Source organism: Mesorhizobium sp. WSM4310, from assembly GCF_007003935.1.
Lineage (GTDB): Bacteria > Pseudomonadota > Alphaproteobacteria > Rhizobiales > Rhizobiaceae > Mesorhizobium.
Genome location: NZ_VFTA01000033.1, coordinates 15257 through 32917 on the forward strand (window position 1 = coordinate 15257; position 17661 = coordinate 32917).

At 64.2% G+C, this 17661-nt stretch carries 17 protein-coding genes; 5 read left to right on the forward strand and 12 right to left on the reverse strand.

What is annotated here, in order from left to right; translation table 11 throughout:
- The first annotated feature begins 10 nt into the window (after positions 1–10).
- Positions 11–259: a hypothetical protein gene (locus tag FJV80_RS27375; RefSeq protein WP_142877923.1), complete on the forward strand. Its 249-nt coding sequence runs from the start codon at positions 11–13 to the stop codon at positions 257–259.
- Between the two features lie 3 nt (positions 260–262).
- Here FJV80_RS27375 and FJV80_RS27380 read toward each other — a convergent pair whose 3' ends face one another.
- From FJV80_RS27380 to secA, 10 genes are all read right to left on the reverse strand, one after another.
- Positions 263–640 (reverse strand): XRE family transcriptional regulator, encoded by a 378-nt coding sequence (locus FJV80_RS27380; RefSeq protein WP_142877924.1) that lies wholly within the window; start codon positions 638–640, stop codon positions 263–265.
- Between the two features lies 1 nt (position 641).
- On the reverse strand, positions 642–1010 hold the full coding sequence (locus FJV80_RS27385) for a type II toxin-antitoxin system RelE/ParE family toxin (RefSeq protein WP_142877925.1): 369 nt from the start codon (positions 1008–1010) through the stop codon (positions 642–644).
- A 16-nt stretch (positions 1011–1026) separates the two neighbouring features.
- Positions 1027–1329 carry a helix-turn-helix domain-containing protein gene (locus tag FJV80_RS27390; RefSeq protein WP_142877926.1) on the reverse strand — a complete coding sequence of 101 codons (303 nt, stop codon included), beginning with the start codon at positions 1327–1329 and terminating at the stop codon, positions 1027–1029.
- Positions 1319–2743, reverse strand: a complete 1425-nt coding sequence (locus tag FJV80_RS27395; RefSeq protein ID WP_142877927.1) for a site-specific integrase — start codon at positions 2741–2743, stop codon at positions 1319–1321. Before FJV80_RS27395 ends, FJV80_RS27390 begins: the two co-directional genes overlap by 11 nt.
- Positions 2744–2994: 251 nt before the next feature.
- Entirely contained in the window at positions 2995–3480 is a 486-nt protein-coding gene (locus FJV80_RS35295; RefSeq protein ID WP_246689064.1) for a YncE family protein, read from the reverse strand.
- A 41-nt stretch (positions 3481–3521) separates the two neighbouring features.
- On the reverse strand, positions 3522–3986 hold the full coding sequence (locus FJV80_RS35300) for a YncE family protein (RefSeq protein ID WP_246689065.1): 465 nt from the start codon (positions 3984–3986) through the stop codon (positions 3522–3524).
- Positions 3987–4147: 161 nt separating this feature from the next.
- On the reverse strand, positions 4148–5089 hold the full coding sequence (locus FJV80_RS27405) for a creatininase family protein (RefSeq protein WP_142877928.1): 942 nt from the start codon (positions 5087–5089) through the stop codon (positions 4148–4150).
- A gap of 2 nt (positions 5090–5091) precedes the next feature.
- Positions 5092–6372 (reverse strand): GNAT family N-acetyltransferase, encoded by a 1281-nt coding sequence (locus FJV80_RS27410; protein ID WP_142877929.1) that lies wholly within the window; start codon positions 6370–6372, stop codon positions 5092–5094.
- Positions 6372–7772, reverse strand: a complete 1401-nt coding sequence (locus FJV80_RS27415) for a lipopolysaccharide biosynthesis protein (protein WP_095793245.1) — start codon at positions 7770–7772, stop codon at positions 6372–6374. Before FJV80_RS27415 ends, FJV80_RS27410 begins: the two co-directional genes overlap by 1 nt.
- 401 nt (positions 7773–8173) lie before the next feature.
- Positions 8174–10906: a preprotein translocase subunit SecA gene (gene secA, locus FJV80_RS27420; RefSeq protein WP_095787859.1), complete on the reverse strand. Its 2733-nt coding sequence runs from the start codon at positions 10904–10906 to the stop codon at positions 8174–8176.
- Between the two features lie 262 nt (positions 10907–11168).
- Here secA and FJV80_RS27425 point away from each other — a divergent pair, with 262 nt between their 5' ends.
- Positions 11169–12080: a peptidylprolyl isomerase gene (locus FJV80_RS27425; protein ID WP_095787858.1), complete on the forward strand. Its 912-nt coding sequence runs from the start codon at positions 11169–11171 to the stop codon at positions 12078–12080.
- Positions 12081–12147: 67 nt separating this feature from the next.
- Here the strand turns inward: FJV80_RS27425 and FJV80_RS27430 are convergent, their stop codons facing one another.
- On the reverse strand, positions 12148–12744 hold the full coding sequence (locus FJV80_RS27430; protein WP_095772375.1) for a TetR/AcrR family transcriptional regulator: 597 nt from the start codon (positions 12742–12744) through the stop codon (positions 12148–12150).
- A 259-nt stretch (positions 12745–13003) separates the two neighbouring features.
- On the opposite strand from FJV80_RS27430, the gene FJV80_RS27435 reads away from it, so the two are divergent.
- Positions 13004–14221 carry an MFS transporter gene (locus FJV80_RS27435; protein ID WP_142877930.1) on the forward strand — a complete coding sequence of 406 codons (1218 nt, stop codon included), beginning with the start codon at positions 13004–13006 and terminating at the stop codon, positions 14219–14221.
- Positions 14222–14243: 22 nt separating this feature from the next.
- Here the strand turns inward: FJV80_RS27435 and FJV80_RS27440 are convergent, their stop codons facing one another.
- Positions 14244–15473 (reverse strand): caspase domain-containing protein, encoded by a 1230-nt coding sequence (locus FJV80_RS27440; RefSeq protein ID WP_142877931.1) that lies wholly within the window; start codon positions 15471–15473, stop codon positions 14244–14246.
- A gap of 162 nt (positions 15474–15635) precedes the next feature.
- On the opposite strand from FJV80_RS27440, the gene argJ reads away from it, so the two are divergent.
- Both argJ and FJV80_RS27450 read left to right on the forward strand, forming a co-directional pair.
- The gene (argJ, locus tag FJV80_RS27445; protein ID WP_142877932.1) at positions 15636–16877 is read left to right on the forward strand and encodes a bifunctional glutamate N-acetyltransferase/amino-acid acetyltransferase ArgJ; all 1242 of its coding nucleotides are present in this window, start codon (positions 15636–15638) and stop codon (positions 16875–16877) included.
- A gap of 29 nt (positions 16878–16906) precedes the next feature.
- A complete protein-coding gene (locus FJV80_RS27450) occupies positions 16907–17659 on the forward strand; it encodes a GNAT family N-acetyltransferase (RefSeq protein WP_095787856.1) in 753 nt (250 codons plus the stop codon).
- The last annotated feature ends 2 nt before the right edge of the window (positions 17660–17661 follow it).

Genomic DNA, 17661 nt, shown 5'->3' on the forward strand with positions numbered 1-17661 from the left:
CGGAACTCGCATGACGGGGCGTTCGCGCCGCTTCGGACATCGCTGTGGCGAGATCCTCTCCGGCAAAGCGCTCATTGCTGCTCGGCCAGTATTGGATGTTCGCGGCAGCGGCGAAGCGAGCCTTGAAATGCTCGAGAATGGCCTTCCGCTGAGCTTGCCCGATGATCCGATTGATCAGGTCGCGGAAACCTTCCTCGACGGTAGGCTCTATCGGACCAGGGCTGTCAAATCGCCAGCGGCCGTCGAACTGGAGCATTGAGGTTCACCGCGCTGCGGCTGGTTTTCGGCGGCGGGCCACGGCGCGTGGGCGTGCGCCTCGCTCTACGCCGACATCCCCAAGATTGTGCAGCCTGAGCGTTGGTCGCGCTGGAAGCGTCACGGTGAGTTCGAGCTTTCCGCCGACAGCTTCGACGTAGCTGCGCAGGGTCGAGAGATACATGTCGGCCTGCTTCTCGATCTTCGAGACCGAAGGCTGCTTGATGTTGAGCGCGTTGGCCACGTCCTCCTGGGCCTTGCCGGCGATCTGCCGCAACTCGCGCAGTCCCTCGACCTCCTGCTTCAGCTCCTGATGGCGCGCGTCGATCGCGGACTGCTCCTCGGGGGGTAGCGCGGCGATGAATTCGTTGAGGCTCCGGCCCATCTCACTTTCCCTTCTTTGCGGGTTTCAGGCTTTCCAGATGAGCGGAAAACCGGAGATCCGCTTTCGCGATAAGCTGCTTGTAGAATCGCTTCTGACTCCCGCCGGATTTGTCGCCCGCCACCAGGAGGATCGCCTTCCTCTCGGAACCGAAGGCGAAGGCTGCGCGCCATTCGCCGTACGAGGCCTCGAACCGCAACTCCTTCATGTTGGCGTGTTTCGATCCTTTAAGCGTATCGGCGTGAGGCCTGCCAAGGTGTGGACCGTAGTCGATCAGCAGCTTGGCGGCGGCGAGCAACTCCGTCCGAACGCCCGGCTCAAAGCCCAAAACCTCCGCCTCGAAGGCTTCATGCAATTCGACTTCCCAAGTCATCGATATAGCCTTCAAGCTATGTCAGGTCAATTGGAAGGATGCGAGGCGCTGCAGGCGAGGCCGTCGTCACACGCCGGCAACTTTCCGCCCAGGCGTCGAGGTCATCGACCGCGTAGCGGACATATTTGCCGAACTTGTGGAAGATCGGGCCGCCACCAAGCGAGCGATAGCATTCCAGCGAATGGGCCTCCAAGGCTAGGTATCTGGCGGCAGCTTCGGTGTCGACGAAGCGGATTGGACCAGCGTCTTCGACAAACCGCGCGCGACGTAAGACATCTGATGTCGGCCAGCGCCGTTGCTCTGCTCCCTTACTGGACATCAGTGGCCTCCTGCATGGTTTCGGCGTGCTTGGTTCCAGGAGGGAGCGTCCGGTTCTCCCCACTGCGATGGCGGAACGGCCGGTAGTTCCCGAGCTTAGTCCGCGAGGAGTATTTACCGTCCTCAAGACCACGCGGTTTTGGGTCGGCCGCCGCGGTCGACGCCTCGACAGGTTCGAGAGCAAGCATTGGCGGTGAGACGATCGGTTCCTGAATGGGCGCCGGAGCTGTAACCGCCGGCGAGCCGCCGATCAGGATCTGGCGCCGCTGTGCCACGGTCTCGGCAGCCGCTCTTATCGGGTCGTCCTCGGTGTGGACGTAGCGCATGAACATTGTGACCGTCTTGTGGGCAGTCAGTGCCATGCCGACCTTCACCGGTACGCCAGAATTCGCGATGTCCGTCGCCGAGCGGTGGCGGATGCCGTGGGTACCGATATGCGGGACGCCCGCCCGTTCCAGGATGCGCTTCCACCCCAGGTAATAGGTCTGCTTTGACATCGGCAGGTTTGGATCGAAAATCGAAGGGCAAACGAACGGTGAGTCCTCGAAGCGTGGAGCGGTCTCGAACAGCCGGATCGCCTCCGCGCTTATGGGCTTGGACATGCCGCCGGTTTTGCTATCGGGCCATTCGATGCGGCGGTTGTCCAGATCGACCCAGGCCCATTCAAGTTGGAGGATCTCCGACATCCGCGCGGCGAACTCGAACTGAAGCCGAACGGCGAGAACGATGAAAGGATGTTCCAGTCCCTCGGCTTCGGCCTTATCGAGATAGGCGTAGAGCCGCTTCAACTCCGGGTCGGTGATCAACCGGGTCTTGCCGCGCTCCGGGAATTTCGGGACATGCCGGCAAGGGTTCGAGCCATCGGGACGCATGCCCCAGACCTCGGCCATGTTGAACATCTTACGGACAACGGCCAGGACGCGGTTCGCGTTGGTCGGAGTCTTCGACATTTTCTTCATGAGGTTCGCGATGTCCGCGCGCGTGACATCGGGCACCTTCATCTGGCCAAGGTGGGGGAGGATGTGGATCTTACCGTATCCTCGATTGGACTTGACGGTTGACGGCTTGTTCCGGCTATCGGAATAGTCGTCGATAAAGCGACCGAAGAGTTCCTTGACCGTCGCGGCCTTTCGAGCGGCGCTGCGTTCGGCGCTTGGGTCTTTGCCCTTACGGACGTCAGCAAGCCAGTCCTGGGCAATCGTTCGAGCCTGTTCCACCGTGATTTCGCCAAAGCGTCCGATGGCCGGTTTGCGGCGCTGACCATTGGCGGCGACGTAGGCCACCATGAATATCTTGCGGCTCGCCGGGGTGACCTTTAGCAAGAACCCGGGTATTATTGTGTCGCGAAGTTCGTAAGGTTCCTGATCGGCTGTCGCAGCATCGACGACCGTCTTTGTGAGCTTGATCCTGGGCATTCCTAACCTCCGTTGAGGTTGATTTCAGGTGCAGAATAGGTGCAGCCAGAAATCAAACCGTCGCGTATATCCGGTTAGGCATGGATGATTGGACGGGCCGAAAAAGCTAGTGTCTACAATCGGTTATCGCACAATTGGATACCGCCGGATAAAGTTAGGATAGGGCATATCCGGTCGCTCAAAATCGAGTTCCGCAAGGAGTGCTGGTTCGATCCCGGCTAGGGGCACCAATTTTTTCCGCAAACGCAACGCTACCGCATGTTGCCGGTATGGCCCTGCGAATATCTGCCGGGCTGCGGCCAGACCGTCAGGCCATGAGGCTCGACGCCGACCCGGATTTTCGTCACGGCGCCCGAGGTGGTGTCGATCATGTAGACCTCGCTGTCGAAGCGGCCGGACAACCACAATTGCCTGCCGTCGGCGCTGACATTGCCCATGTCGGGGCTGCCGCCACCGGGTATTGGCCATTGCGCGACGACCGAACGGGTGGCGAAGTCGATGACGGTCACGCTGCCCGGCCCCTTTGCACGGCCTTGCTCCATCTTGTGTGAGCCACGGTTTGAAACGTAGAGTTTTGTCCCGTCGCGGCTCACGACAAAGCCGTGCGTTCCGATGCCGGTGGCGATGAAGCCGATCTCGGAAAAGCTGTCTCCGTCGATCAGGAACACGCCGTCGTTCATCATGTCGGCGACATAGAAGACCTTGCCGTCGGGCGAAAGCCGGATGTCCTGCGGCATGCCCATCTTCGACAAAGCGAGGTGGTTTTTCAGGTCCACCTTCAACAGTCCGCCATCGCCGTATTCGCAGGTGATATGGCGTAGGCATTGTCGGCGGAGAAATCGGCATGGTTGATGCCAGGGCAGGTCGGGGTCGGTATTGATGACTTCAGCGCCATGGTCTGCGGATCGCGCAGATCAAGCCGCTGATAGGCCTCATCGACGATGACGGCCGCACTTCCATCCGGCATGAAGTACATGTTGTAGGGGTCATCGACCGGGATTTCGTGACCCGGCCTGGCGGTCTTGGGGTCGATCGGCGTCACGCTGCCCTTGCTGGTGCCGCTGGCGTTGTTGGCGACCCAGAGCGTCCTGAGATCCCAGGCCGGAACGACGTGCTGCGGCTTGCGCCCGACAGGGAACCTGTCGACCTCCTTGAGCGTCGCGGGGTCGATGACCGATACGCTGTCGGACGAGCGGTTCGGAACATAGACGCGCGGCAGCGCGCCTGTCGTGGCGGGGCTCAAATGATCAGGGGTTGTATGGTCGTAGATATTGACCGGAGAGCCGGCAGGTGGCGGCTCGCTGCAATCCTCAGGGCATGAACCAGCTGAAGCCGATGCCGGCGACAGGGCAAGCAACAAAACGAGCAGGGCGCGGAAGCTCGTGAACCGTGGATATGGCTTGATCATTTGGGCTGCTGTCTTGCGAATTCGCGGATCGCTTCGGTCGTCCCGTTGACGATCAGGTCGACGCCGAGTTGACCAAACTCGGCCGACGATCGTGTCGGGTCGCCACCATAGACACCGTCGTCGGCGCCGCGCGGCGGCGCCGCCGCGAGGCGATCCTTGCGCACCATGGAAGGGTCGATGGCGAGCATCAGCGATGTGTCAGCCAATCCGGCGTGGGATCCGATCTCGGACTGCCTCGCGCCGGCCGACAGGAGCCTGTCGACATAAGCGCCCTGGGTGATCTGATAGTATTGCAGCGCCGCAAAGACCCGGACCGGGCTTTTGCTCCATTCGGCATTCAGACGATCGGCCACATGGCGCTCGTCGGCCTGATAGCCGCCATGGTCGCCGATCAGCACGATGGTCCTGAAGCCGTGCAGCTTGAAGCTGCGCGCCGCGGATTCGAGCAATTGCTCGAAAATCTTGTCGCTGATGGTAATCGTTCCGGGAAACCGCATATGGGCGCTCGGCGGGTCGATGGTTCCTTCCGGGACATAGGAGATCACCGGGGCGACCAAGGCGTTGCCGAGTTGACCGGCAATCTTCTCGGCCAGGAACTTGACCCGCACATTGTGCTTGCCCAAGGCCATGGCAGGACCGCTTTGTTCGGTGCCGCCTATCGGGACGATGATCGTCGTCGTCCCGGCACTGATCCGATCGCGCAGTTCGGTCCAGGTCTGGTCTTCGAGGAAGACCGACGCATTGGCAGCATGGGCCGCCGAGGCAAGACCCGACAGAACCCACAGCCCGACGACAATGCCCGCGAGCGTGAAATCGTGCCGTGCGATCAGCCTTCGGGCGATGCGTTGCACCGGACCGGATGTCGGCCGATTTCCTGCAGTCAATCCGGGGGCGGAGGTCGCGGCATGGCGTCGGCGGCCACGAAGGTTCGGGATCATGGCTATCGCCGTCTCAGCAGGCTCTTCATGCGGTTGCGCAGCAGGCGGGCCATGTTGCGGGTCTCGCGGTAGAGATGCAGCTGCGAGGCGGCCTGGCGGGCGAGCCGGTCGGCGTCCGGGGTCAGCCCGATCACCAGCGTGCCGATCGGCTTGCGTTCGGCCCACAGCCGGCTCATCACCGGATGATCCGGCACCGCGCAGGAATCGGTCATCATGATGTTGGGATCGTCGAGATGCTGCCGGGTGACCTCGATCATCAGCAGCGTGCCCGGCGAATAGGCGGCCAGCGTCTCGTCATAGGCCGTCTTCCAGGTATAGGCGACGCCGGCCTCGACGAAGACGATCAGGCAAGCGATGGAGCGGCCGTCGAGCGTCAGCGAATGGATGCGGCACATGTCCTGTTCGGCCAGCCGGTGCACTGCCTCGCGGGCAAAGGCGGCGCGGAAGCGGTCGATCGCCATGGCGGTGCGCTCACGGCCCTTCCAGCCGGAGGCTTCCAGCGTCAGGAAACCTTCGATGGCGTGGCGGATCTCCTCGGGGCCGCGCGCCACGACATGCACCAGCCTGCCGAGGTCGGCAAGGCGCCGTTTCAGGCGGCGGAACTCGCGATAATGGTGCGGGCGCAGCGAAGCCTTCAGATAGTCATCGCCGTCGAGCTCGCTCTCCAGCACGGGGCGCGGGGTCTGGCCGGTGGTGACCAGCGTCAGGCCACGCGTCTCGGCCACGGTGTCAAGCAGGCTCGCCACCGGACCGTCGAGCCTGATGTCGGGCAGCACGAAGACTTTCGGCAGCTTGAGGTGCGGGCGCGACAGCATCGAAAAGAAATCCTCGACGACGCCAACCGGATCGTCGCGGTCGATCAGCGGCGTGCCGAGCGGACCGAACGGGCTCGACCAGGTGCGCATCACCGGAACGCCGAGCGGCACCACCGGGCGTTCCACCGAGATCGGCACCAGCAGGCGCAGCCGGTTGCGGTATTCGTCGCCGTCGCGGATCACCGCCAGCCGCACCTCGCGATCCTCCAGCCGGGGCATGGCCGGCGCCAGGAAGCGCGGGTTGAAGAAGACGTTCGGCTCGACCGTGCGGGCGCACAGATAATCCAGCTCCTCGACCAGGTCGAAGCCGGCGGACGCCGGGTAGATGGCAAGCTTGCGCTCCGGCCGGTTGTTGGCGAGGATTTCGATATGGGCGGGATCGGGATCGCGCGCCAGCCCGGCAAGGCCGGACACCATGGCGCCGGCGGTGCCGCCGCTGGTCTCCTCGAGCAACGGGATGGCGACCATCAGGCGGCTCCTTTGGCAGGCACGAAGATCGCCATGACGATGCCGAGCTTGCGCCAGACGGTGAAGGACAGCGCGCCGGCCTCGAAGATCATGGCGAAGGCGGTGGCCATGGCGGCGCCCCACAGGCCGAAATGCGGGATCAGCACCACGTTGAGGCCGATGTTGAAGGCCAGTGTCATGGCATAGACGGCGGCGCAGATGTTCTGGTTGCCGCTCATGGTGAGCAGGCTTTCGCAAGGGCCGACAGCGGCGCGCGCCACGACGCCGAAGACGAGCAGGAACAGCAGCGGATAGCCCGACGTGAATTCGGGGCCGAACAGCACCAGCATGGGTTTGCCCAGCGCCAGCACCAGCAGCGCCATCAGCAGCGAGGGCCAGAAGGTCCACGACACCGTCTCGCGGGCAAAGACGGCAAGCTTTTCCGGCTCGCCATGGGTGAATTGCGCATAGCGCTGGGCGACACCGGCCTTGACGGCGAAATAGACGAAATGCACCAGAGCCAGCGTCTTGACCGTGGCGAAATAGACGGCGACGTCGTTGGGATCCATATAGGCGCCGACCATCAGCACGTCGGCATTGGTGAGCAGGAAGAAGAAGCTTTCGACCAGGAAGATCGGCAGCGAGACGATGAACCATTGCGCGAAATGCACCTTCATCGGCCCGGCCGGGATCTGCCTTTCCATGCGGTGCGTGACGCCGACCAGCTGGGCGAGCGTGGTGACATAGGTGGCGCCGATCGAGGCGAAGATCGCCGTCCTGGCATCGGCCGCGTAGCCGGCGAAAAGCATCAGCGCCATGAACAGCAGGATCAGCACCGGCCGTATCAGATAGGTCGGCGACAGGGCAAACAGCGCCCAGCTGTTCGCCCTGGCCTGGCCCTGCAACAGATCCGACAGCGCGATCATCGGCAAGCAGATGACGCCGAGGATGAAGGGGATCACGTAATAGTTTTCGATCCAGGGCGCCGCCAGCCAGACGCCGAGCGCGCCGAGCCCGGCAATGATGGTGGAGGCGATCAGCACGAACAGGCGGCTGGCCACGACGATGCCGCGCAGTTCATCCATCAGGCCGCGCTCGCGGTATTCGGGGATGAAGCGGATGACCGAGGTGTGGAAGCCGAGGCAGGCGAGGTTGCCGACGATCACCATCGTCACCCAGACCAGCACGAAGATGCCGTATTCGAACGAGCCCATCCAGCGCGCCATCAGCACCTGGCTGATGAAGGCGATGACGGCGCTGACGATGCGGATGGAGAAGGCGATGACCGACATGCGGCCGGCCTCGCCACGCTCATCGGCGGTGAACAGCACGGCGTCGATGCGGCCAAGCAACGGCCCGACGCGCAGCGCCAAACGCTGCGGCAAGAACCGCCCGGCAGTCGTGGCCGCGGAAAAGCGCACCCCGATCTCTCTCCGTTTTCCGCCTCTTTTTCAGGCGTTGGTGTAGCGGAGACACATTAAGAAAACGTGGGTGGGCGTCCTTCGTCCCGTGAGCAGGAGAAGGTGCCGGCATACAGATGAGGGGCAGCGCCGGCTTCGACAATTTCTGCTGATGCGGGAAGTTCGGGAAGAATTATCTACGAACGCACCGGGCTTTGCCGGGCCCGGAATGTCATCTCATCAATTGGAGATTTGGGCTAATCACGGAGCTCAGCGCCGCCCCTCATCCGCCCTTCGGGCACCCGGCCCTTCGCTATCGCTCCGGGCGTTCGTCGTTCGAAAAGCCAAGCAATTGGCTTTTCGTCCGCTGCGCGGACCACGCCTCATCTCCGTTGAACGGGGAGAAGGAAAAGCGCTGCGCCTTAAGCAAAAGCGCCGTGGCAGTGCTTGTATTTCTTTCCCGAACCGCAGGGGCAGGCTTCGTTGCGGCCGACCTTGCCCCAGGTCGCCTGATTGTTCGGGTCGCGGTCTTCGGGGGCGACGACGGCGCTCTGCTCCTGGCGCACCAGGACGGCGGTTTCGCCGCCTTCGAAGTCGTTCTCGCCAGTGGTGCCGTCAATATGCGTGCCGAACATGTCGGGCGCTTCCGGCGGCGGGGCTTCGGCGGCCTGGCGGACCAGTTCGACGCGCATCAGCTGCGCGGTGACGGCCTGGCGCAGATTGCCCAGCATCGCCTGGAACAGCTCGAACGCCTCGCCCTTGTACTCCTGCAGCGGGTCGCGCTGCGCGTAGCCGCGGAAGCCGACGACCGAGCGCAGGTGGTCGAGGTTGACGATGTGCTCGCGCCACAGATGGTCGAGCGTCTGCAGCACCACGGAGCGCTCGACATAGTTCATCACTTCGGGGCCGAAGCGCTCGGCGCGCTCCTTGGCGGCGGCGTCGGCGGCAGCCGTGATGCGCTCGCGGATGTCGTCCTCGGCGATGCCCTCTTCCTTGGCCCAGTCCTCGACCGGCAGGTCGAGATTGAGGAATTCGGCGACCTCGGCCTTCAGGCCGGCGACATCCCATTGCTCGGCATAGGCGTTTTCGGGGATGGCCTTGGCGACGATCTCGTCGATGACGCCCTCGCGCATCTCGGTGATGGTTTCCGACAGGCCTTCGCCGTCCATCAGCTCGATGCGCTGCTCGAACACCACCTTGCGCTGGTCGTTGGAGACGTCGTCATACTTCAGCAGGTTCTTGCGGATGTCAAAGTTGCGCGCCTCGACCTTCTTCTGTGCCTTTTCCAGCGCCTTGTTGATCCAGGGGTGGATGATCGCCTCGTCTTCCTTGAGGCCGAGCTTCTGCAGCATGCCGTCCATGCGCTCGGAGCCGAAGATGCGCATCAAGTCGTCCTGCAGCGACAGGAAGAATTTCGAACGGCCCGGGTCGCCCTGACGGCCGGAACGGCCGCGCAACTGATTGTCGATGCGGCGCGATTCATGGCGCTCGGTGGCGAGCACGTAGAGGCCGCCGGCCGCCAGCGCCTTTTCCTTCAGGCGCTCGACGTCGTCATTGATTTCCTTTTCCCGCGCCTCGCGCTCGGGCCCGGCCGGCATGTCGCCCAGCTCATCGGCGATGCGCATCTCGGCATTGCCGCCGAGCTTGATGTCGGTGCCGCGGCCGGCCATGTTGGTGGCGATGGTGATGGCGCCGGGCTTGCCGGCCTGGGCGACGATCGCCGCCTCGCGCTCGTGGTGGCGGGCGTTCAGCACCTCGAAATCCTTGAAGCCTTCCTTGCGCAGGCGCTCGGCCAGCTGCTCGGACTTCTCGATGGAGGTGGTGCCGACCAGCGTCGGCTGGCCCTTGGCGCTGGCCTCGCGGATCTCCTTGACGATCGCCTTGTACTTCTCCTCGACCGTCCGGTAGACCTCGTCGTCCTCGTCCTTGCGGATGACCGGCAGATTGGTCGGGATCTCGGTGACTTCGAGACCGTAAATGTTGCCGAATTCCTCGGCCTCGGTCAGCGCCGTGCCGGTCATGCCGGACAGCTTCTTGTAGAGGCGGAAGTAGTTCTGGAAGGTGACGGAGGCCAGCGTCTGGTTCTCCGGCTGGATCGCCACATGCTCCTTGGCTTCCAGCGCCTGGTGCAGGCCTTCCGAATAGCGGCGGCCGGGCATCATGCGGCCGGTGAACTCGTCGATGATGACGATCTCGCCGTTGCGCACGATATAGTCCTTGTCGCGCTGGAACAGCTGGTGCGCCTTCAGCGCGTTGTTGACGTGGTGGACGATGGCGACGTTCTCAACGTCATAGAGCGACTCGCCCTTCAGCAGGTCGGCATCGCGCAGCAGGTTCTCCAGCTTCTCGGTGCCTTCCTCGGTGAAGATCGAGGTCTTCTGCTTCTCGTCGATCTCATAATCCTGCGGCTGCAGCTGGATGATGAAAGTGTCGATGGTGTTGTACATTTCCGAGCGGTCCTCGAGCGGACCGGAAATGATCAGCGGTGTGCGCGCCTCGTCGACCAGGATGGAATCGACTTCGTCGACGATCGCGTAATTGTGGCCGCGCTGGACCATCTGGGCGCGCTCGTACTTCATGTTGTCGCGCAGGTAGTCGAAGCCGAGCTCGTTGTTGGTGGCGTAGGTGACGTCGGACGCGTAGGCGACGCGGCGCTCCTCGTCGGACAGGCCGTGGACGATGACGCCGACCGAGAGGCCGAGGAATTTGTAGACGCGGCCCATCCATTCGGAGTCGCGGGTGGCGAGATAGTCGTTGACGGTGACGACATGGACGCCGTTGCCGGCGAGCGCGTTGAGGTAGACCGGCAGTGTCGCGACCAGGGTCTTGCCCTCGCCAGTGCGCATCTCGGCGATGCCGCCATTGTGCAGCACCATGCCGCCGATCAGCTGGACGTCGAAGGGACGCATGCCGAGCACGCGGCGTGCCGCCTCGCGCGCGGTGGCGAAGGCCGGGACCAGAAGGTCGTCGAGGGTGGCGCCATTGGCGATGTCCTGGCGAAATTTTTCCGTACGCCCCGCGAGTTCGGCGTCGGAGAGCGCCCGCATCTCGTTTTCCATGGCGTTGATCGCCTCGACACGGGGCCGGGTCGATTTGACCCGACGGTCGTTGGAGGAACCGAAAACCTTACGGGCGAGACCGCCGAGACTGACCATCCAATGGTCCTTTCGATAGAATTCTCAATCTTGAGACAGGCGCCGGCCGGCCCCATCAAATCCGCGTGATCGCACCGCCTGAATACGGGCAAACACAAAAAGCGCCCGGAAAACGGTTCTGGACGCAAAGTCGTTGGACAGATAAGAGGGGGCTCAACTGATGTCAACGCCGCGCTGGCCCTGCCGGTCGCGCCAAATTCCGCCACAATCTGGCTGATCTGGAAGCCACCCCTCCTTACAATCCTCCACCGGAGTCATCCTTATGCCCTTGTTGTTCCGCCGTGCGTCGCTTGCCAGCCTTGGCCTGGCCTTCGGCCTGTCGGCTCTTTGCCTGTCGCCCGTCATGGCGCAGGAGGCCGCTCCTGCTGCTCCGGCCGCACCCGCGGCGGCGCCGGTCGACCCCAATGCCGTGGTCGCCACCGTCAATGGCCAGCCCCTGACCGAAGCCGACCTGGTGCTTGCCGAGGGCGAGCTGTCGCAGCAGTTCGCGCAGCTGCCGCCCGAACAGCGCCGCGCGGCTGCCCTTTCGGCGGCCATCGAGATCCGCGTCATGGCCGCCAAGGCCGTTACCGACGGCCTCGACAAGGATCCCGACTTCCAGCGCCGCATGGCCTTCCTGCAGCAGCGCGCGCTGCATGGCGAGATGGTCGAGAAGGGCGTCGTCAACAAGGTCACCGACGCCGAGATCCGCGCCCGCTACGACCAGGAAATCGCCAACACGCCGCCGGTCAACGAGGTGCATGCCCGTCACATCCTCGTGAAGACGAAGGAAGAGGCCGAGGCGATCATCAAGCAGCTCGACGGCGGCGGCGATTTCCAGAAGCTCGCCAACGAGCACACCAGCGATCCATCGGGCAAGTCCAATGGCGGCGATCTCGGCTGGTTCGGACCCGGCCAGATGGTGCCGGAGTTCGACAAGGCGGCCCTCGCGCTCGAGGTCGGCAAATATACCGAGCAGCCGGTGCAGACGCAGTTCGGCTGGCATGTCATCAAGCTCGAGGACAAGCGCGCCAAGCAGCCGCCGGCCTTCGACGACGTCAAGGACCAGGCCAAGCAGGCAGTCATCCGCGACAAGTATTTCGCGCTGGTCAAGTCGTTGCGCGCCGGCGCCAAGGTCGAGATCCCCGACGCCAAGCTGAAGCAGGCCGTCGACACGATGGAAGCCGGCAAGTAAGCCTGATTGAGTTTCAAAAGGGCGCGGCAGCCAAGGGTTGCCGCGCCCTTTTTTGACCGGCATACCGCTATCTGCCGGCTGCTATGCCCTGCAGGAGATAGCGGACCATCTTGCGTATCGTTGCCTCGGGCTCGTCGAGCCGGTTGGTCAGGAGATGCCGCCAGGCGTAGGAAGCGATGAGATCGGCGACCACGCCCGCATCGATCTCGCTAGCGATCTCGCCCCGTGCCTTGGCGCGCTCGATGATCTGGCCAGTGTGGGTGCGACGCGCTCCAGCATAGCCGGCCAGGGCGGCCGCCGCGGTTTCATCCGACTGTGCCTCGGCGATCAGCGACTTGAAAACATTGCCCGACGATGTCTCGCGCCAGTGCGTGAACAGATTGACCAGGAAGCCGACGAGATCCTCCTCCAGGCTTCCCGTATCGGGAATGTCGACGCGCTTCTGGCGCTGGTAGACTTCGAGCAGCAGTGCCGCCTTGCTCGGCCACCAGCGGTAGATGGTCGGCTTGCCGGCACGGGCGCGGCGCGCCACCGCCTCGATCGAGAAGCCGGCATAGCCGGCCTCGACCAGCACGGCTTCGGCCGCCTCGAGAATGGCTTCGGCGCTGTCGGGATTGCGCCTGGCGCCAATCGATTTGCGTGCCGGATCGGCGATTTCGCCCATGAGCCGTTCCTCCTGAAGCGGTTGCGGGTCGGCTACGACAACCCAACTGCAACCGTTGCCTTCGCCCGCATTCGCCAGCTGGAGGCCGGCCATCCGGGAGCAAAAGCGGTCGTTTTCCTTGCAGCGTTCCTACTGGCGCCAAATGAAGTCATTTGGCCGCAAAATACGCTGACGCCAAGAGACGTTCATACATCATCGCTTGACGAAACGGAACGGTTCGTTCTATTCAACGGAACGTTTCGTTCCGATGGACATCACCATGACGACCATTATCGCATCCGGCACCGCACCCGCCGAGACGACAATTTCGAGTTGGATGACCTTCTTGCTGGCTGCCGCCTGCGGGCTGATTGTCGCCAATATCTATTACGCACAGCCATTGATTGGGCCGATCGGCGCCGAACTTGGCATGCCGCCGCATGCGGCGGGCCTGATCGTTACGATGGCGCAGATCGGCTACGGGGTGGGCCTGCTGTTCATCGTGCCGCTTGGCGACCTCGTCGAGAACCGCAGGCTCGTGCTTGGCATACTCGCCGTTGCGACGCTGGCCTTGCTGGGCGCGGCGATTTCAACGCAGCCGGCGGCTTTTCTGGCCGCGATGCTTTTTGTCGGCCTTGGCTCGGTCGCGGTGCAGACCCTTATCCCCTATGCGGCCCACCTGGCGCCGGAAGCCAGGCGTGGCCGCGTGGTCGGCAATGTCTCGGTGGGATTGTTGCTGGGCATAATGCTGTCACGGCCGTTTTCCTCCTTCATCACCGCGCTCTCGTCCTGGCATGTCGTCTACTTCACCTCTTGCGCCGTCATGATCGTGCTGACCGTCGTGCTGCGGTTCGCGCTGCCCAGGCGCGTGCCGACGGCACGTCTGAGCTACGGCGCGCTTTTGGCGTCCATGGTGCAGATTGCGCGCTCGACACCGGTCCTGCGGCGGCGGGCTCTCTATCAGGCCTTCCTGTTCGCGGCCTTCAGCCTGTTCTGGACGACGACGCCGCTGCTGCTGGCCGGACCCGATTTTGGCTTGACGCAACGCGGCATAGGCCTGTTCGCTTTGGCGGGCGTCGCCGGCGCAATCGCCGCGCCGCTCGCCGGAAGGGTCGCCGACCGCGGATGGAGCCGGCCGGCGACAGCCTTTGCCATGCTGTGCGTCGCCGCCGCCTTTCTTGTAACCCATATCGCCCATGGCGGTTCGACGCTTTCGTTGGCGCTGCTGGTCGCCGCCGCCATCGTGCTCGACTTCGGCGTGCAGACCAACCTTGTCCTCGGCTATCGGGACCTGTTCGCGCTCGGCGCCGCGCATCGCAGCCGCCTGAACGGACTCTACATGGCGACGTTCTTCATCGCCGGCGCGATCGGCTCGGGCGTCGGCGGTTGGGCCTATGCGCAAGGCGGCTGGCCCCTGGTGTCCTGGATCGGCCTGGCGCTGCCGGTTGCTGCACTGCTCAGTTTCGGCACCGAATTCATGTCGCGCCAAAGCCCGTGAATTCGCGCCCCGGGTCAGCGCATCATTGCGTCGCCTGCGAGGTTTCGGATTCGATGCGCCATCCCTCCACGGCCTTGACCAGCCCGAGCGTGACGCGCGCCTTGCCGGTCAGCCGTGCCGCCGACTTGTCCTTCGGCACGTAGTCGTAGCGCATGGCAAAGGCGGCGTCGGCGCGGTCCTCGCCATGCGGCGTGATCTCCAGGCTGCCGGGTTCCAGCCCGAGCGACCACGAGGACCACTGCGCGAACCAGTCGGTCTTCACCTTGACGATGGCATCGGCGTCGTAGCGTGTGCCGAAAATGGTGGCCGACGCGCCGTAGATCCGCTTGACCGTTTCAGCCATCTTCTTGGTGTCCGGCGTCAGATAATCCCGGCGCAGGAATTGTTCGATCGAAGCCTTGTCGTCACCCACGGAGCGTTCAAGTGCAGCGACCTGTGGAGCCGGCGCCGGCTCGGCCGCCGGCTTGGGTTTCGGGGCAGGGCCTTCACCCGGGACGAATTCGAAGCGTTCGAGCAGCGAGCCCTGCTCCCAGGGGCGCTGGCCTTCGCGGGTTTGCGAAACGACGTCGCGGCGCACCGCGATCATCATGTCGTTGATGCTCTGGCCGGGCTCGGCGATGTGCCTTAACAGGGCGGCAGCAAAGGGCGAGTTGCGCCCGGTGCCGTCCATGGCGACCGCGCCCGGCGCCGTCGAGAAGGCGATGAAGGAGCCGCGCGTCGAATCGAACTGCGCCAGGCCGGCGAGCGCCGTCGCCGAGCGCGTGGTGGCGGTGCGGCTCAGGCTGCGCGCAAACGGGTTGTTGCGGCAGGCATCGAGAAACACCAGGCTGACCTTGGTCTGCTGTTCCATGATGTCGAGGACTTCGTCGATCGGCACGGCTTCGAGCTGCAGTTTCACCGGCATGTCGAGCCTGGCGTCGACCGGCACGATGTAGTTGCGCCCGTCGACCTGCAGGCCGTGGCCGGCATAGTAGAAAAGCCCGACGCCCGCGCCTTGGAGGGCATCGGAGAATTCGCCGATGCTGCGTTCGAGCTCGCGCTTGCCGAGATCGTTGCCTTCGATGACCTCGAAACCGATGGAGCGCAGCTTGTCGGCGATGTCGAGCGCGTCGTTGACCGGATTGGCCAGCGTGCCGGCCTCGGCATAGGTGCCGTTGCCGATGACGAGAGCCACGCGCCGCGCCGGCTCAGCGTCGGCGCTCAGCAGCAACAGTCCCAGAAATGCCCAAGCGAGGATCGCGAGCCTGCCCATGGACGCGATCATAGCGTCACAGGGCCCGGCGATGCCAACAGATTTGCAGGCTTAATCCGGCGTGGTTCGCCGCCCCGGCAGGCGCGGCGAAAACGCCCTTGCGCCCGCGCGCCGTATCGGGCAAACCGGCCTTCCCTTGCGATTTTCCCGCCCGAGGTCCCCATGTCCACGACGATTTCGCCGCTCGCGCCGAAGAAGTACCCCAAGATGCCTGTCATTGAAGGGGTGCGCATCGCCACCGCCGAAGCGGGGATAAAGTACAAGAACCGCACCGACCTGCTGGCCATGGTGTTCGATGCCGGCACCGCGGTCGCCGGCGTGTTCACCAGGTCGAAATGCCCCTCGGCGCCGGTCGATTTCTGCCGCCAGAACCTTGCCGCCGGCAAGGCGCGGGTGCTGGTCGTCAATTCCGGCAATGCCAACGCCTTCACCGGCAGGAAGGGCCGCGAATCCACCGCGCTGACCGGCGAGGCGGCGGCAAAGGCTGCCGGCTGCACGGCAGGGGAGGTCTTCCTGGCCTCGACCGGTGTCATCGGCGAGCCGCTCGACGCGACCAAGTTCAGCCACCTGCTCGCCGGACTGGTCAGCGTTGGCAAGCCCGACCTGTGGACCGAGGCGGCGAAGGCCATCATGACCACGGACACCTATCCGAAAGTGGCGACGCAGACCGTCAAGCTTGGCGATACCGAGGTCACCATCAACGGCATCTCCAAGGGCGCCGGCATGATCGCGCCCGACATGGCGACGATGCTGTCCTTCATCGCCACCGACGCGCCGATCGCGGCCCCTGTGCTGCAGGATCTGCTGTCGCGCGGCACGGCCAAGACCTTTAACGCGGTGACTGTCGATAGCGACACCTCGACCAGCGACACGCTGCTGATCTTCGCCACCGGCAAGGCGGCGAAGCGCGGTGCGCCCGAAATCACCGACCCGAAAGACGCACGGCTCGGTCAGTTCCGCCGGGCGCTCGGCAAGGTGCTGAAGTCGCTGGCGCTGCAGGTGGTGCGCGACGGCGAGGGCGCCCGCAAGCAGGTCGAAGTCACCGTCACTGGCGCGAAATCGGCCCGCTCGGCCAAGCGCATCGCGCTGTCGATCGCCAATTCGCCCCTGGTCAAGACGGCGGTCGCCGGCGAGGACGCCAATTGGGGCCGTGTCGTCATGGCCGTCGGCAAGGCCGGCGAGCCCGCCGACCGCGACCGGCTGTCGATCTGGTTCGGTGACAACCGGCTGGCGCATGAGGGCGAGCGCGATCCGGCCTATTCGGAAGAAGAGACCTCGGCCTACATGAAGCGCGACGATATCCGCATCCGTGCCGATATCGGCATTGGCCGCGGCAAGGCGACGGTGTGGACCTGCGACCTCACCAAGGAATATGTCGCCATCAACGGCGATTATCGGAGCTGACGGTTTTGGCTTCCAGGCATCCGGCAAGCATGCTTGCGATCGTGCGCCGCTACGAGGCGGCCGGCTTTCGCGCCTGGCCGGCGGCCGCCGTCCATTATGACGGCACCTGGGTGGTGCGGCTCACCGCCGGCCATCCGGCGAAGCGGTTGAATTCGGTCAACCCGCTCGATCCCGGCGACATCCAGCACATAGCCGACCGCATCGGCCGCGCCAGCCGCCGTTTCGACGCCTATGGCAGGCCGCTGACGTTCCGCATGTCGCCGCTGTCGGGTCCCGATCTTGCCGGCCATCTCGACAAGGAGGGCTGGAGCCGGTTCGACGAATCGCTGGTCATGCGGCTGCCGCTGGCCGACGCCCAGCTCGATGCCGCCATGGACCAGATTCCGCTCAAGGACATCAGCCGCTTCATCGGCGCGTCGCTCAAGGTCAGCGGCTCGGACGTTTCGCTGCGGCCCGGCCTGTCGGAGATCATCGGCGCCATCCAGCCCGAGGCCGGGCTGTTCGCACTGGAAGATGGGGCGGAGGCGCTGGCGACGTTGATCTGCGTGCATGACGGCGATCTCGCCGGCCTGTTCGAAGTCGCCACCGACAAGGCCGCGCGCAACAAGGGCCATGGCAGCAACCTGATCCGGTCGGCGCTGAAATGGGCGCGGCTGCGCGGCGCGCGGGAAGCCTGGCTGCAGGTCGAGGCCGGCAACGTGCCGGCGCTGGCGCTCTATCGGTCGCTCGGCTTCGAGGAAGTCTATCGCTACCATTATCGCCGTCCGCCCGGTCATGAGTGACG